This window comes from Citrobacter sp. wls615, from assembly GCF_005281355.1.
In the GTDB taxonomy this organism is placed as follows: Bacteria; Pseudomonadota; Gammaproteobacteria; order Enterobacterales; family Enterobacteriaceae; genus Citrobacter; species Citrobacter werkmanii.
Genome location: NZ_SZXM01000047.1, coordinates 68,200 through 83,347, shown reverse-complemented (window position 1 = coordinate 83,347; position 15,148 = coordinate 68,200). Strand labels below are relative to the sequence as shown.

11 protein-coding genes and 1 pseudogene are annotated in these 15,148 nt (G+C 51.1%); all 12 read right to left on the bottom strand.

The window, feature by feature from the left end; genetic code table 11:
• Positions 1 to 26: 26 nt before the first annotated feature.
• Positions 27 to 1,143: pseudogene (locus FDX04_RS13310) on the bottom strand (M20 family metallopeptidase).
• A 12-nt stretch (positions 1,144 to 1,155) separates the two neighbouring features.
• On the bottom strand, positions 1,156 to 1,620 hold the full coding sequence (locus FDX04_RS13305; RefSeq protein ID WP_061382340.1) for a YjiG family protein: 465 nt from the start codon (positions 1,618 to 1,620) through the stop codon (positions 1,156 to 1,158).
• A complete protein-coding gene (locus FDX04_RS13300) occupies positions 1,617 to 2,336 on the bottom strand; it encodes a nucleoside recognition domain-containing protein (protein ID WP_137361220.1) in 720 nt (239 codons plus the stop codon). Before FDX04_RS13300 ends, FDX04_RS13305 begins: the two co-directional genes overlap by 4 nt.
• Positions 2,337 to 2,626: 290 nt before the next feature.
• Entirely contained in the window at positions 2,627 to 2,986 is a 360-nt protein-coding gene (locus tag FDX04_RS13295) for a hypothetical protein (protein ID WP_137361221.1), read from the bottom strand.
• The gene (locus FDX04_RS13290) at positions 2,970 to 3,494 is read right to left on the bottom strand and encodes a chemotaxis protein CheW (protein WP_137365344.1); all 525 of its coding nucleotides are present in this window, start codon (positions 3,492 to 3,494) and stop codon (positions 2,970 to 2,972) included. The genes FDX04_RS13295 and FDX04_RS13290 overlap by 17 nt, the downstream gene beginning before the upstream one ends.
• A 12-nt stretch (positions 3,495 to 3,506) precedes the next feature.
• Positions 3,507 to 5,183 carry a diguanylate cyclase gene (locus tag FDX04_RS13285; RefSeq protein ID WP_137371069.1) on the bottom strand — a complete coding sequence of 559 codons (1,677 nt, stop codon included), beginning with the start codon at positions 5,181 to 5,183 and terminating at the stop codon, positions 3,507 to 3,509.
• A gap of 13 nt (positions 5,184 to 5,196) precedes the next feature.
• Positions 5,197 to 5,559 carry a response regulator gene (locus tag FDX04_RS13280; protein WP_137361223.1) on the bottom strand — a complete coding sequence of 121 codons (363 nt, stop codon included), beginning with the start codon at positions 5,557 to 5,559 and terminating at the stop codon, positions 5,197 to 5,199.
• A 22-nt stretch (positions 5,560 to 5,581) separates the two neighbouring features.
• Positions 5,582 to 7,714, bottom strand: coding sequence for a response regulator (locus tag FDX04_RS13275; protein ID WP_137371068.1), 2,133 nt, complete (start codon positions 7,712 to 7,714; stop codon positions 5,582 to 5,584).
• A gap of 11 nt (positions 7,715 to 7,725) precedes the next feature.
• A complete protein-coding gene (locus FDX04_RS13270) occupies positions 7,726 to 9,138 on the bottom strand; it encodes a protein-glutamate O-methyltransferase CheR (RefSeq protein ID WP_137371067.1) in 1,413 nt (470 codons plus the stop codon).
• On the bottom strand, positions 9,135 to 10,202 hold the full coding sequence (locus tag FDX04_RS13265; protein WP_079226074.1) for a chemotaxis protein CheB: 1,068 nt from the start codon (positions 10,200 to 10,202) through the stop codon (positions 9,135 to 9,137). The genes FDX04_RS13270 and FDX04_RS13265 overlap by 4 nt, the downstream gene beginning before the upstream one ends.
• Positions 10,199 to 12,289, bottom strand: a complete 2,091-nt coding sequence (locus FDX04_RS13260) for a Cache 3/Cache 2 fusion domain-containing protein (protein ID WP_137349485.1) — start codon at positions 12,287 to 12,289, stop codon at positions 10,199 to 10,201. Before FDX04_RS13260 ends, FDX04_RS13265 begins: the two co-directional genes overlap by 4 nt.
• Before the next feature lie 61 nt (positions 12,290 to 12,350).
• The gene (locus FDX04_RS13255) at positions 12,351 to 14,480 is read right to left on the bottom strand and encodes an EAL domain-containing protein (RefSeq protein WP_249935537.1); all 2,130 of its coding nucleotides are present in this window, start codon (positions 14,478 to 14,480) and stop codon (positions 12,351 to 12,353) included.
• Positions 14,481 to 15,148 lie beyond the last annotated feature (668 nt).

The following is a 15,148-nucleotide window of genomic DNA, read 5'->3' as shown; positions in this document are numbered from 1 at the left end:
CCACAGGAGGCTATATTCTCCGTAAACTACAACATCGTGAGAATACGATTTAATAAACGGATCCGCGGTTCAATTGAGGCAATATCAAGCCACTCATCGGCACTGTGAAAACCTGCACCGACAGGCCCCAGCCCGTCCAGTGTTGGAATACCTAACGCCGCCGTCAGGTTGGCATCGCTACCCCCCCCCCACTGCCTGCCAGGTAACCGAAATTCCCTCTTCTTTCCCGGCCCGTTCAACCAGCGCCATCAGGCGCTGTGTCTCTTCACTCGCCGCCATCGCGGGTTTATGACTTACACGGGTCAGCGTGGTGGTCACGCCATCAAGGAAACCTTGCTGACACAGCGACTGTAGCGACTTGTGCACGCGCTCATACTCTTCATTTTCCCAAAAACGCACATCCAGTTCCGCGTGTAGCTTTGCCGCCACGACGTTCGCCGCGCTTCCCCCCTGCACCACACCGACGTTTAGCGTGGTTCCGCGGGTCATATCGGTCAATGCGTTAATGGCCAGCACACTGTTGGCAAAAGCGGTAATGGCAGAACGCCCTTTTTCTGGCTCATTCCCGGCATGCGCCGCCACGCCGTCAAACGTCAATTGATAGCCGCCGACCCCTTTTCGCGCTTTCACCAGCGAACCGTCAGCCCGGGCAGCTTCACAGACCAGCACGCAACGCGACCGCTTCGCCAGTTCGCTAATCCACATACTGGAGTGAACGCTGCCGGTCTCTTCATCCGGATTCATCGCCACCGCGATAGATAAACGTTGCAGATGCTCCGCCGGCAGTGTGCGCATCGCCCAGAGGATATTCAGTAAACCGCTTTTCATATCGGAAACGCCCGGCCCGTAAAGACGGCTTTCATCGCGGCTCATTGGACGTTCAGCTACGGTTCCCACCGGGAAAACGGTATCCAGATGACCTACCAGCAGTACATCATACTGCGTCGCCCGGGGCTTATTGGTCACCAGCAAGGCCGGGCCCACCGCATTGCCTAAATCTACCAGCTCCGTTTGCCAGTCTTCTTCCTGCTGCCAGAGTTCACGCACCACCGCGGCAACCTGGGCTACCCCCGCGACCGTTTGTGTTCCACAGTCTACGTTGACCAGTGTTTGCAGTTCATCAATGTATTTTTCCAAATCCATGGTATTTCCTTATCAGAGAATAATGCGCATCAGCAGCATCGCTAAAAAAGCGTTCAAAACGGAGATAACAATCATCAGGGGAATACGTTTAGCGCTGGTGCCAATAACCCCCAGAATGCGTCCCAGGTATTGCACCTGGGAGCCCATCAAATAAATTGCCGGCGCCAGGATAGCCAGGTGTTCACCGGTCAGAATGCCTTTATCAAACAGACCAATCGCAACGCCAATACCTCCGCCCATCGACATCCAGCCGCCAATCAGTACCGCTGCAGCTTCACCTGGCAGGCCAAAAAGTCCCATCAGCGGAGCGAATACCATGCCAAGCCCTTTCAGCGCCCCGGTAATCTCCAGCGCTTTGATGATGACAAAGGCCATCACCACGTTTGGCAGCGTGCTGGTGGTAGCGATGTTCCAGCCTTTACGCGCACCTTCGACAAATACATCAGTAATAACAGGATTAGAGGTTGGCGCACTCATGATGCTTCTCCCGGAACAGTTGATTGGGCTTTTTTATTAGTGAAAGTCAGGATCAGGCGCATCATGTTGGCGCCAACAATTTTCATGATGAACATCACGGCCACACACGCGCCAATGGACGCGGGTACCGCCGGGGTACCATCCACTGCCATCAGGGTGAACAGGATTGCGCCGGAAGAGAAAAAGTTAGTGATCATGGCCCCGGCCGAAAACTGGAACATAGCAAAAATGTCCTTTTCGTTTTCTGTAATTTCACCTTCATCGGCCAGGTTACGGGTAAGCGATGCGCCAACGTCCGTACTCTGCAAGCTGCCAATCAACGCCAGACCGGTATTTCCAGGGATCCCCATCAGCGGACGCAATAATGGGGTCAACAGGTGCCGCGCCGCACGCAGCGCGCCGTAGTGTTCCAGCACATTAATCATGCCCAAGGCAAACATTACTGCGGGGATTAATCCCAGCGCGAAAAGAAAGCCATCCATAGCACCATGACCACCGGTACCACGAAATGCGCTGGTTGCGGTCGTCAGGGTATCGCCTTCAAGACTCACTTTACTGACAACCCTGCCAAATGCGCCATTCAGAGTGGTGAAATCAAATACACCGTACCATTCTTTTCCGCCGAGTAATCCAGAGAAAAATACTGCGGCGAATGCCAGAGCAAAATAAGCCCCGGGTCCTACCTTATTATCCTGGGAGGGTAAACTCATATCCATTTCCTTGTTATCGTGGAGAATCACCCGGACATTTTGAATAAACAAAGAATAAATAAAGTGATTTAAATCATTTCCACGACGCGAACCAAATAGAAATATTTAAAAATGTGACGGGCCTGCGCTTGCTATTTAATTAAAGCCATCATGCTGACATTTAAATTAATCATTACTTATGTAATGAAGCGTAAATATCACAACAGGAAGGTGAGCGGCATTAAAAAAGATAAACAAAAATATTTACAGCTAAACTATTTCATGCCGCGGTAAAATAGATTTATAACACCATTAGCCTATCGCCAGCTTAACAACGGGCTGAAGGCTTCGCAGCCCACCAACGCGCGTAGCGCAGGCAGATGACAGTTGCGCGCCAGAAGCGGTGGTACGGCAAAAATGGTATCGCCAGGTAAGATGACATTCTCCAGTTGTCCCCACAGATACCAGCCGGTTTCAACGCCGCTATCCGGGACAAACAGATGTAAATGTCTGCCCTGTTGCGGCTCATCGGCAATGCCCAGCCACTGGCTTAAACGCGGGATTTCCGGCGCAACCCTTGTCACCAGCGAACAGCGCCCGACCTGGTTTGCCGGAATATAAAAATTGAGCGTTCCGAGGGTAATACGCACCGCAGCCAGATTAATGGGAGCCGTCATAACCACTGGTCTCCTGATAACGCGCAAAAACCAGATTCAGATCGAGCAGCGTGAACCAGGTTTCCGCCACATTAACCACCCCCACTGCGATAGTTTGCAGTGCCGGAGGCAGCGAGTCTCCCGGCAAGTGGATTTGGCTTTCGGCGACTTCCAGCACATCAATCAGTTTGTCGATCAGGATCCCGCTTTGCATTTTCTCGGCGCAGCCAATCAGGATAGTGCGTTTACCTGCCGGGTTAACGACAGGTTTATCGATGAGGCTGTCCAGCCTCATCACCGACTCTACACGTCCACGGTAGTTGATGACGCCTTCCAGCATCGGCGCACAGCAGGGAACCCAGGATATAGGGCGCTCCGCGAGGATCTCTTTTATCTGCGCCCCATAGAAAGCAAAATTCTTACCCGCCAGTTGAAATAGCACCAGCGTTCGCTGCGGCTCATCCACATTTTCACACTCCGGCTTTTCACCGTGATTTAGGGCGAGAATTTGCTCCAGCTGTTGGCTCATGATTTCTCCTTTTTACTCAGCAATGCAGAAGGTGTTACGGCCATTTTGCTTCGCGGCATACAGCGCCTGGTCGGCGCGTTCGCGCAGCGTTTCAACACGATCGCCAAACTGCCACTGTGCGATGCCTGCGCTAAAGGTACTGTGAAAACTGGCGTCATTGACGGCGAAGGTGACCTGTTCATAGTCCCTGCGTAATCGTTCGACCACCCGTGCCGCCTTTTCGCTACTGGTGTTGGGCATAATGATGACAAACTCTTCGCCCCCGTAACGCCCCACGATATCGGTGCTGCGTAAGCGATGGGAAAACAGCTGCGAAATGCCAACAATCACCTGGTCGCCAACCGCATGGCCGTAGGTGTCGTTAATACTTTTGAAATGATCCAGATCCACCATCACCATGCAGAACGGATTACCGCTGTAATTCGACTCGGCAATCGCGCTTTTCAGAAAATGGGTTGTCGTTGAGTGGTTATATAATCCACTCAGACTGTCCTGCGACATACGCGCACGCAGAGCGCGCATTCTTTCGGCACGGATAGACACGGCACGGATGAGCTCCTCGGGATCGGCTTGTTTGAGAATAAAATCCTCCGCACCGATGCTCATTGCCCCAAGCTGTGCATGCTTGTTGGTCTCGCTGGAGAGATAGGCGATCGGCAAACCAATATGCTGTGGTATCTGACGAATAAGTTTTGTTAATTCCTCACCGCTAAATTCCGGCATATGGTAGTCCATCAGCACCAGATCGATAGGTTGCGCGTTCAGCACATGTAGTAAATAGTGAGGTTTCTCCAGCACATGTACCTCCATTCCCGCCATGCGCAGCCTTTCAGCGTTGTATTCCGCCACCGCGGGCTCATCATCGATCAACAGCACCTGATACGGTTTTTTCAGCGAAGGCTGCGTCAGGCGGTGTAGTTCCTGTACCAAATCAGTGATAGAAGCCGGTTTCACGTAGTAGCCATCACAGCCGGATTTAATGGCGTTGATACGGGCGTTAAAATCGCTGTGGCAGGAGAGAAATAGAACCGGGAAAGGTTTACCCACTTTCAGCTTTAGCTCCGCCATCGTCAACGGCCCACCGTAGGCGTTGTCCGGGAAGCTGACATCCATAATCACCACGGCTGGCGGTTGTGCCAGTACGGCTTGCGTAAAATCCTCAGTATTGGCGAATACATGACAGGTAAAGCCGAAACAGCGCAACTGGGTGGCAAGCAACTCAACCTGGTCGACATCATCATCACACAGGTAGATAGGTTTGCTGGCCCGCCGGACATATCCCTCTTCCGGGCGCTGGGAGGAGACAGGCAAGGTGAACTCCGTATCGCTAATACGATGCTCAAGATTGAGCTGCTCCTGGGTGAGGGTATACAACCAGCGGATAATTCGCCGCAGCTCATCATAATGCAGTATGCTTTGCTCTGACTCCGATTCTGTTAGTAAACGCTCACCTTCTGCTGAGGCATTCGCCAGCGGGCTAAAACCAAAGGACCCCGCCGAACCGTGAATACTGTGCAGCAGAATATGCAATTGCTTACGACAAGCTTCGCTGGGTTCAGCGACCAATTGAACGAGCAGTCTTTCTGCCTGTGCCAGCATATCGGGGATGCGACGTAAAAATCCCTGACGCAGACGCGCTATTTTTTCCTGCGCCGCCGCCATCGCTATGTGCTTATTTTCTGGTTTCATCAAACGCCCAGGCTTATTCAGTGACCACGGACGGTAGCAGGAGCGCATTCACTGCCGCCCCCAGATTTTCCGCCAGGTTTTCATCTTTTTTTACCCACCGGTCATACAGGAGATCGCTGGCCGTCACTTCGTTTGCACTGAGTAATATAAAGGGCTTAGACCAGGCCTGAGCGCGTAACAGCGCCAACAAATCCAGACCACTGATCTCAGGCATATGCAGATCGCTAATCACCAGGTCGATGTTTTTATCCGAATCCAGGCACGCCAGGGCAGAAATAGCGCTTTCCACAATCACCACGTCGTAGCCATCCATCTGCAAAAAAATAGAGGCCAGCTCAGCCGCAAAAAGATCATCATCCACTAATAAAATTCGCATCTTCTCTCTCGATTTTGCGCCATCAGCACAAAAGCATTTTTAATGTTTTTATTAAACTGTCCTGCTCGAAATCGCCTTTGGCGATGTAGGCGTCCGCCCCTACCTGAATGCCCCGTCGTCGGTCTTCTTCCTTCGCGCGGGAGGTCACGATAATGATTGGCGTGTGCTGGTAATTTTTCTCTGCGCGCAACGATTTTGTGAAGGTAAAACCATCCATAAACGGCATTTCGACATCCGTCAGTACGGCATCGAATTGGGTCAGTTTCGCTTTTTGCAGCCCTGACAGCCCATCTTCAGCCAACGTGACCTGATAGCCATGCGCCTCCAGCACATTTTTTTCTATCTCGCGGGTATTGAGGGAATCATCAACCACCAGCACGTGCCAGGCATCTTGCGCCACGCTCGACGCGGGCGCCGGGGCGCTGGTTTGCCGTGACTGTTGCGCCATCGCCATCAGCGCAGGCACTTGCAGAATGCTGACCAGTTGGTTATCCGGCGTCTGTACCATCCCGGAGACCAGCGACTGCTGCTGCATATGCTTTGGTAACGGTTTGATCATCATCTTGCGTTCATCGAGCAGCTTATCTACCCGCAGCGCCATTTTGCTGTACTGGTTCTGCACAACGATTAAACGTTGTCCTGCCGATGAGAGATTGCCCTGGCGATCGTGAATGCCCAGCAGAGCGCCTGCGCAAACCACGGGAATAAACTCGTTATGCAAAATAATGGCCGGTCGCCCGGCGATTTCGCTAATCCCCTGCGCAGTACACTCCACCACCTCAACCACATACTGTGCCGCCAGTCCAAACAGGTGTCCCTGCTCTTCAAATTGCATAATTCGCATCATCGTGAGCGAAACAGGCAGGCGCAGGCTAAAGCTGGTTCCGACGCCTGGGCGACTGTATACCTGCAAATCACCTTGCAGGTCGGTCACCACCGTTTTGCGTACCACATCAAGACCCACACCGCGCCCCGACAGCTCAGAGACTATCTTGCTGGTGGAAAAGCCGGGATGAAAAATCAGCTCATTACACTCCTGCTCGGAGAGTTGTCCCGCCATCGATGCGGGAACCAGGCCTTTGCTGACCGCCTTCGCGCTGATGGCCTCATAGTTGAGACCGCGACCGTCATCTTCAATGCGCAGTAATATTCCGCTGCCGTCCTGTTGAGTGGTGATGGTAATGGTGCCACGGGTCGATTTACCCAGTGCCAGGCGTTCGTCGATCTCGCCAATGCCGTGATCGACCGCGTTACGCAGCAAATGCGTCAGCGATTCCGATAGCCGGTCAATGAGCTGGCGGTCGATTTCCACTTCACCGCCGACGAAGCGGCACACCACCTGTTTGTTCAGCGTGGAAGCCAGTTCACTGACCTGTAAGGAGATCGGCTCAAACAGCGTCGATAGCGGAAGCATGCGGATCCGCGCCGCCACGTCGTACAGTTCAAACATCTGCAAATGCTGGAGCTGAACGCTTTCTTTTAGTTGAGCGCTGAAATCATGGATCTGTTGGCGAAGCTGCTCGGCGCTCAGGCCCGGCAATCGGGGGACCAACTGACTCAGGTTTTGGATCTGCTGTTCAAGGCGATCATGTCCGGCGAGCACTTCCCCGAGGATGTCGATCAGGCCGTCCAGCTTGTTCAGCTTAACGCGTACGAAATCGGCCTGCTTGATACCGGAGTCCAGGGAGGGGGCTGCCACAGAAGCCGAAACACCAGGTTTGTCCGTAGCCGTTGGCGACTCCAGCAGCGGAGTAACGGTTTCTCCCCGGCTGGCGGATGCCAGGCGTTCGCACAGCCCGGCATCCGCCGGTGGCAACTGATTATCGCCCTCGCTGACAAAAAGCTGGGTCAACTGGCCCGAAAGATATTCCACGGACTCATGAATCAGATTACCCAGCGCCCTGTCCGGCGTCAGTTTGTTATCGCGTAGCTCACTTAATACATCTTCAAGATGATGAGTGACATCAGCGATACTTTGCAGTTTCAGCATCCGCGCGCCCCCTTTCAGGGTATGCGCGGCGCGAAACATCTCACCTATCCAGGCTTCAGTATGTTCATCAGCGGAGAGGAGGAACGCCCCTTCGCTGATCGTCTGCAAATGACCTCTCCCTTCATCAATAAAGCGCAGAACGAATTTTTTCAGATCGATAGCCATAATCGCTCTTATTAGCCACTTCGGTGGGCAAATTGCGCCAGTTGATGTTCACAAAGAAAACGAAACGTATTGCCAGGAAACACCATCGGCAAACGCAGACGACAAACCGCAGATGGGTTGTTCATTTCGTCGTTCAGCAGTTGCATCACCACGCGATACGTACGCTGCGCAGGCTGACTTAACTCGCTTTGACGGTACATTTCGGCCAGATAATAGTGCGCCGGCCAGTAACCAGGCTCCTGATAAACCACCTGTTTAAACCAGGCGATAGCCTGCTGCGTCTGACGCTGCCACATCATCGCCAGACCGAGCAGCATTTTGGCCTCTGCCGACCACTCATCCTGAGCGAGGATCTTCTGCGCATTTCCGGCTGTCTGAGAAAATTCACGCTGCTCAAGGGCAATGACGCCCTGAATCAGCAACGCATCCGGGTTACGGGGATCGTCGCGTAGTACGTGGGCGATGCACGTTTCAGCCTCTGAAAAACATTTTTCATCGAGACAGACACGAGCCTTTTTTAGCCAGTCATCATTTTGCTGAGCCATGGGCATGGAAGGTTCATACTCCACTACCGCTCTCGGCTGCGGAGCGCGTACCGCTACCCTGGGTACCGGTACGATTGTTGGCGGTTCACGATGGTGGCAAAAATAAAAAATGCCCTCTTCCTGCTCCAGCTTCAGAATGTCGAAATTGTTGGCCAACGTTTCCGCATTGCCAAAAAATAAGGCCCCCTGAGGCTGGAGCATTTTCGACAAATTACCGTGCAGTTCACGACGCGTTGGCGTGTCGAAATAGATAGACACGTTACGCAGCAAAATGATGTCCACTTCCGGCAACAGCTGCTCTTTTATAATGTTGGTGCGGTGAAACGAGACTTTCTCACGGATCGCATCATGCAGTCGGTAGAGGTTTCCTGAGCGGGTAAAATAGCGCTGCTGAATGCCTGGGTCGACGCCGCGAAACGAGTAGCTTGAATAGCTGGCGTTTCTGGCTTTTGCCAGGATTACCGGGTCAATATCACAACCGTAAATTTCAATCCGCTGAGCCATTTCGCCCTGGTATTTCTCATGCAGTTTAATCGCCAGCGAATAGGCTTCTTCTCCGGAAGAGCATCCGGCGCTGAGAATACGCACCGGGCCGCTGCGCTGTTGCAGCAGACGCGGGACCCACTTATCACAGATCAAATCCAGCGTCTCGTTTTCGCGGAAGAAATAGGTTTCGTTAATGGTTATCAGCGTAATGAAGCGATCAAACTCGTCCTGTGAAATGCGCAGTTGTTCATAATATTCATAGTAATTACTGATGTTTCGTTCGCTCATACGCCGTTTCAGCGCCGATTTCAGCAACGCTTCCATTGCGTTATCAAAGTGCAAACCCACCCGGTCTTTGATCAGGCGGGCGTAATCAGGAAGATTGGGGATCATGGCAATTTACTCTCAAAATGCCCGTGAAAGGCCATCGATAGCAGCACCTTCGCGAGACCGTCCAGAGGGATCGTGCGGTGTATCAGTTGCCTGTCGATCGCGTTCTTATTCATACCGAACACCACCGAGCTTTCTTCATCCTGCGCCAGCGTTCTTCCTCCCCGGCGGAAAATAAGCTCAATGCCGCGACAACCATCGCTACCCATACCCGTCATAATCAGCCCGACGGCCTTTTCGCGAAATACCTCAGCCACCGACTCCAGCAACAGATTGCAACTGGGATGATAGACATCGCTTTCCTGTCTGGGAATTGCCGCCAGGCGTTGATTGCTTTTGACGATCAGATGCTGCTCCGGCGGTAAAATATAGACGTACCCTGCTTCGACCCGATCGTCTTCCTGCGCCAGCCGCACCTTCAGTTCGGTCACGCTGTCCAGCCAGTGCACCATATTTTTTGCGAAGCCATCGGCAATATGTTGGGCAATGAGTACCGGACATGGAAACGTACCGGGGAGATCCTGTAATAGCTTGCTCAGTGCCTGCGGCCCCCCCGTCGAACAGGCAATCGCCAGCACAAAAGGCCAGTCCTGCGGTGTCTTTACTGTGTCCATCGTCGGGCGCGCGGCGGGCATGACCGGTTCGGTTGGGTGGCGTAATCCCTTGATATGACGAATCACTTTCACACCGACCAACAATTCCACTTTGCGATGCAGCGCATCGGTCGAGAGCGGGAAATCGCTGCTATGGTGCAGCACCGCCAGCGCCCCACGGGAGATATAATCATCATCCCATTGTTTCTCTGGGCAAAACCGCATCACAAGGATGGGAATAGCGCTGGTCGCCATGATCGTTTCCACAACCTCGACGTTATCGGGGCTTGAGGTATCCAGCGTCAGAATCAGCAGATCGGGCATCAGCTGTTGTAATAATCTCATCGCTTGTCTGCGATGGGCGGCTTGCCCCACCACTTTAATGTGCGGATGATCTTCCAGTTGCCTGACCAGTTCATTACGCGATGCGCTGTCCAGGTCAAGGATCAGCACCCGTATATTGCCGCTGTTCATGCATCCGTTTCCGTCAAGGTGAATGACGTCGACGCTTCTTTCAGTGCTTTCGACAGTTGCGTCATATCCTGACTGACAACCAAAATGTCTTTGATCGATTGCGAGGTATAGTTACTGGCCACGACAATCTCACGCAGCGCCATGACCACCTGATTGCTCGCCGTTTTCTGCTGCTGGGTCGATAGTGAAATTTGTAGCGCCGCCGTAGAAGTTTGCTCGGCGGTAACGACGATGTCGTTCAGATGTTCAGCGCTGACTTTACAAGCTCTGGCTCCCGCTTTAATGCTCTCGCCACCTTTCTCCGCGTTCAGCACCAGACGATTGATCGCATTTTGGATCTCGCTGATCTTGTTCTCGATCTCAACCGTCGATTCCGTCACGGAGTCGGCCAGACGACGAATTTCAGCCGCTACCACCGAGAAACGCTTACCGGCTTCTCCTGCGCTGGCGGCCTCCAGCGCGGCGTTAAAGGCGATAAGTTTCGTTTGATCGGCAACGCTATTGATGATCACCATCACGCGACTGATTTCCGTCGACTTATTGCCGAGCATCATAATTTCACGCATGTTTTGCTGATTATCGGTATCAATATCCGTCATCCGCATCAGCAATTGTGACATCGACTCTGAACCTTTATTGCAATCCTCAAGCGTCTGGTTGGCAATATCCACTACCGCCCGCGAGTGCTCAGCAATCTGTGTCGATGAAGCCGACAACTCTTCCATCGTGGAGGTAATCTCGGCCACCGAGGATGACGTTTCCACGCTGGTTGACGCCTGACCATCTACCGCTTCGGTAATATGCAGTGAAGCCTGGTGTACCGAATCCGCGTGAGAAACCATATCGCCGACCAGCGAGTGCAGACGCTGACGCATCATCTCTACCGCGCTCAGCAGTTCACCTATTTCATCGTGATGATCGATCTCAACATCAACCGTTAAATCTCCTTTTGCGATGGTCTGCGCAATCCCGAGTACGCGGTTTAAACGGCGTGAAATCAGAAAACGACTGGCAACGGCAATCAATACTAAAATGACCGGTAACAGAAAAGCCGTGAACAGCAACAGTCCATTGCGTACCAGGTTACTGCTTCTGGATACATCATCAACGTAGCTGGTGGTGGCAATAATCCAGTCGATCCCGTCGATATATTCATAGACGGCAACCTTGGTTCTCGGCGGCGTACCGTAGCGACTTACCCAGTTGTAGTAAGTAATGCCATTTTTATGTTCGAGGATATCGGCAAACAGCTTATAGCCATTGGCATCGGTGATATTAATCGCCTGTTGATTGCTCAACGATGGATGGACCAACATACGACCCGGTTCGAATCCGGCATCCAGCACGTAGGCGTAACCCTCTTTACCAATATGCACATTCAGCAAACGCTGAATGATCGGTTGCAGACTTTGTTTAACATCGAATCCCACCGCAACCGCGCCAACGACCTGACCATATTTATCGGCTATCGGCTCATAGTGGCTAATAAACTGCTTTCCAAACAGCGTGACCACACCCGAAAATGGTTTGTTTTTCAGCAGTAGCTGCAATGCTGGGTTATCGTGCCCCAATGCCGTTGCGGTAGCCGTATTGCCAGAGCTTGCCAATAACGTGCTGCTAACGCGCACAAACTGCTCACCTTGCAGAATAAATGTGCTGGCAAATACGCTGGTTAATTCGGTGAAATGCGCGTTCGTATTAGGATTGCTCAATACCGCTTTTAATTCAGTTGCGTCCATATAACGCAGCGGCTTATCGGCAACGTTTTGGTAATTATTAATATAAACGTTGCTGTAATGCTCCGCATCGCGGGTGACGCGCTGGAATTCATTAGAAATACTATTGTGGAAAATACGTGTGTTGGTTTTAATCATCTCCAGGGCATTAGCCTGCAATTCCCGGGAAAGGTAAGAAGATAATATAAAAGAGGCACCAATCAGCAGCGTTGCAATACAAAAAACCAGAATCATACCGAGCTTCATGGCCACACCGGGATGGATATTGTGCAGCCATGAGAGCAATCGGGCGCGCGGTCCCATACCGGCAGCGCCCGCCGTTCGATTCTTCACTTTACTAATGTCACTCATGATTTTTATTCTCTACCTGAGAAGAAATTACTTTTTTTGGCCATAAGGCGTTAGCGCCCTGCTATTCCAACGTGAGCAATGGTGTAGGTTTGCCAATGTGATATCCCTGTAACCACCCAACATTCATTTTTTCCAGACATGCCTGAATATTGGCGTTTTCGACAAATTCAGCGACCACCTGCATATTTTTCATTTCAGCGACACGGCAGAATGACTCGACGATGTAGTAGCTGATCTCGCTTTCGGTGATCCGGCGAATAAAAGATCCATCTATTTTCAGGATGTCTGCTTCGATATTCATCAAGCGCGCATGACTGGCAAATCCGGTACCAAAATCATCAATCGCCACGCGGCATCCCAGCTGACGTATTAAGCTCAGGGTTTCCACGGTTTGTCCTTTATCTGATAACGTATCCGCTTCGGTTATCTCAAAAATAATCCGCTGCGGCTCCACAGCGTAATCGTGCAGAAGCTGAGTAATTCTGGTGACAATATTTGAACGACACACCGTTACTGGTGCCAGGTTAATGGCAAAACAGCGCTGCGGATGGGTGCGCATGAACTTTAGGGTGTTTTCGATAACCCACAGATCGATATCCGGCGCCAGTCCCGCATCATGGGCAACCGGCAGAAAGCTGTTTGGTGGAATAAATTCCCCCCGTTCGTTGAGCATACGGATCAATATTTCATGATATGGCGCTTCGCCACGGGTACTGACTATCGGCTGGGCCATCAGAACGAAGGCATTATTATCCAGCGCATTTTGCAATGCGGTGCGGATTTCTGTTTTATCAACGATGTGGTTGCCAAGGACCCGACTATGCTGCGCTTCGAGATTTTCCGGCCTGCCGTTGGTCAGAGATAAACCAGCTACCATGCCGAGCTTACCCACCAGCTGGTAGATGTCATCGCTATGCTCGTTAATCAGGCAATAGCCCAAACCACTGCGAAAACCCAGCCGGCGGTTGTTGTAGAAGAGGCGAAAACTATTAGCTGCCTGGTACAGGTCGCATAACCGCTCCCAGGACCCATTCTCCAGGCGGATAAGCAGATCATAACCCGCGTGATAATAGACCTTCTCGCTTTTGATCAGATGACTTCTGAGATGCTCAGCAAGGATCTTTTGGTAGCGGGCGCGAAAATGAAAACCATAGCGGCGCGAAAAGAGCTCCAGCTCGGGGATCTGTATCAGGCATACCGTCGCCCCCTCAGTGGTAAACAACTCCGTCTTCAGAGCACGCAGGTTCGCCATACCCGTCATCGGGTCAGTCAGACCCAACAGCAGGACCTGGTTAAACCGCTGGCGGGTAAATTTTGCCAGCGCTCCCATGATCACAATGGTGAGTGAAAAGACAAAAATAAGGGTGGAAACCAGCGCCTGATGCAGCATGAAATTGATGTCGCTGGCGATATAGCTGTCGTTATGTTTGCCTAAAATAATCAGTACGACTGTCCACACCAGCATGGTGAACGAGTGACCAATCTTAATCGCCCCCCACAGCATCAATGGAAATAACAGGATCAGGCTATAGAAAGAAAAAAAGATGTTCGGACTGTGTGGTGACGTCAAACAGAACATCAGTGAAATCAGCAAAATACACCAGATACTGACGCCAAAGGCGGTGATATTCCCTTTACACTGAAAGACAATTGCTCTGATAAAGGTCAACAGATAAGACGGTCGACGAATGATGCGATAAATTTTGTAGAAAAAGGGGATGCCCGTCAGGCAACCGTTGATGATCCCCTGAATACGTACCAGCATCTCCAGGCTCATAACTGGGATATTGTCCACATCCGGGCGATGGCCATGGGTGACGAACACGGCAAAAATCCTGCTGAATAACAGATAGAGCAGGATGTTGAAGCCGCATAGCCAAATCAGGCGGCTCAGGCTGATTTTTATACGGCCAAAACTGGCGCAGCTGCGTCTGCCCGTAACGTTGCGATAAGCGGCATAGCTAAAGGTTGAGGCCATAACCAGGCACAGCGCATCCACCCGCTCGCTTTGTGGCCCCACTACGAACATCAACGCGAGAAACAGAATAAATCCCGGCAATACCCGAAAACCAAACAGAACCAATGCGGCGGAAAATACGGCGAGTTTGAGATCGTAAACTGTTAAAATATTACTATTGAGAAGACAATAACCGTTAAGATATTGTGCCAGTGGATATAACAGGCCAGGCAAAGCAAGTGGCAGGCACCATTTTTGAATGCTTTTTGCTGTGTTAGTATTTATTATCGCGTCCAAATCAATTTATCCGCTATGCACTATACCAATAGGACTTTAATCCAGACTCGAATGTCACAAACAAATCATTTTGGGTCAGTCGCTGAACCATAGCAAAATTGTCAACATTGACCGCGCACTGAGAAAATAAAGTTAGGCTCTATATTGAAGCGAGCATCTTATTCATATCAGATCAGGAAATAAATACTCATTAATAGACAAAAATGGACATCCCGGCGGGATGAAACTACAACACACACACTTAACAGCATAGCTAATTCATTGATACCAAATATAAAAACCACACCTTACTGATGACTTCACCACACCTCCAACCAGTTCAAACAAAAAACACTCCTTGTCGTTTTAATGTCAACATTAATATCCTGGAAGAGGCATAATGAAAAATGTATTTTTATGAACACTTTTGCCTGTTGACGATAAGCACAGCGTTATCTATATTCGCATACCGTTATTGTTGCCATTACTCACGCTGGTTCAATGTTAGTTATTTGTTACGTCATTGCGTTTCACATCATTCATCTACTTATTTGCAACAATAACATTCCATTAAGAAATAGCAGAAATAAATTTAGCATCGCCTAATCAATTCAGGAATTAACATA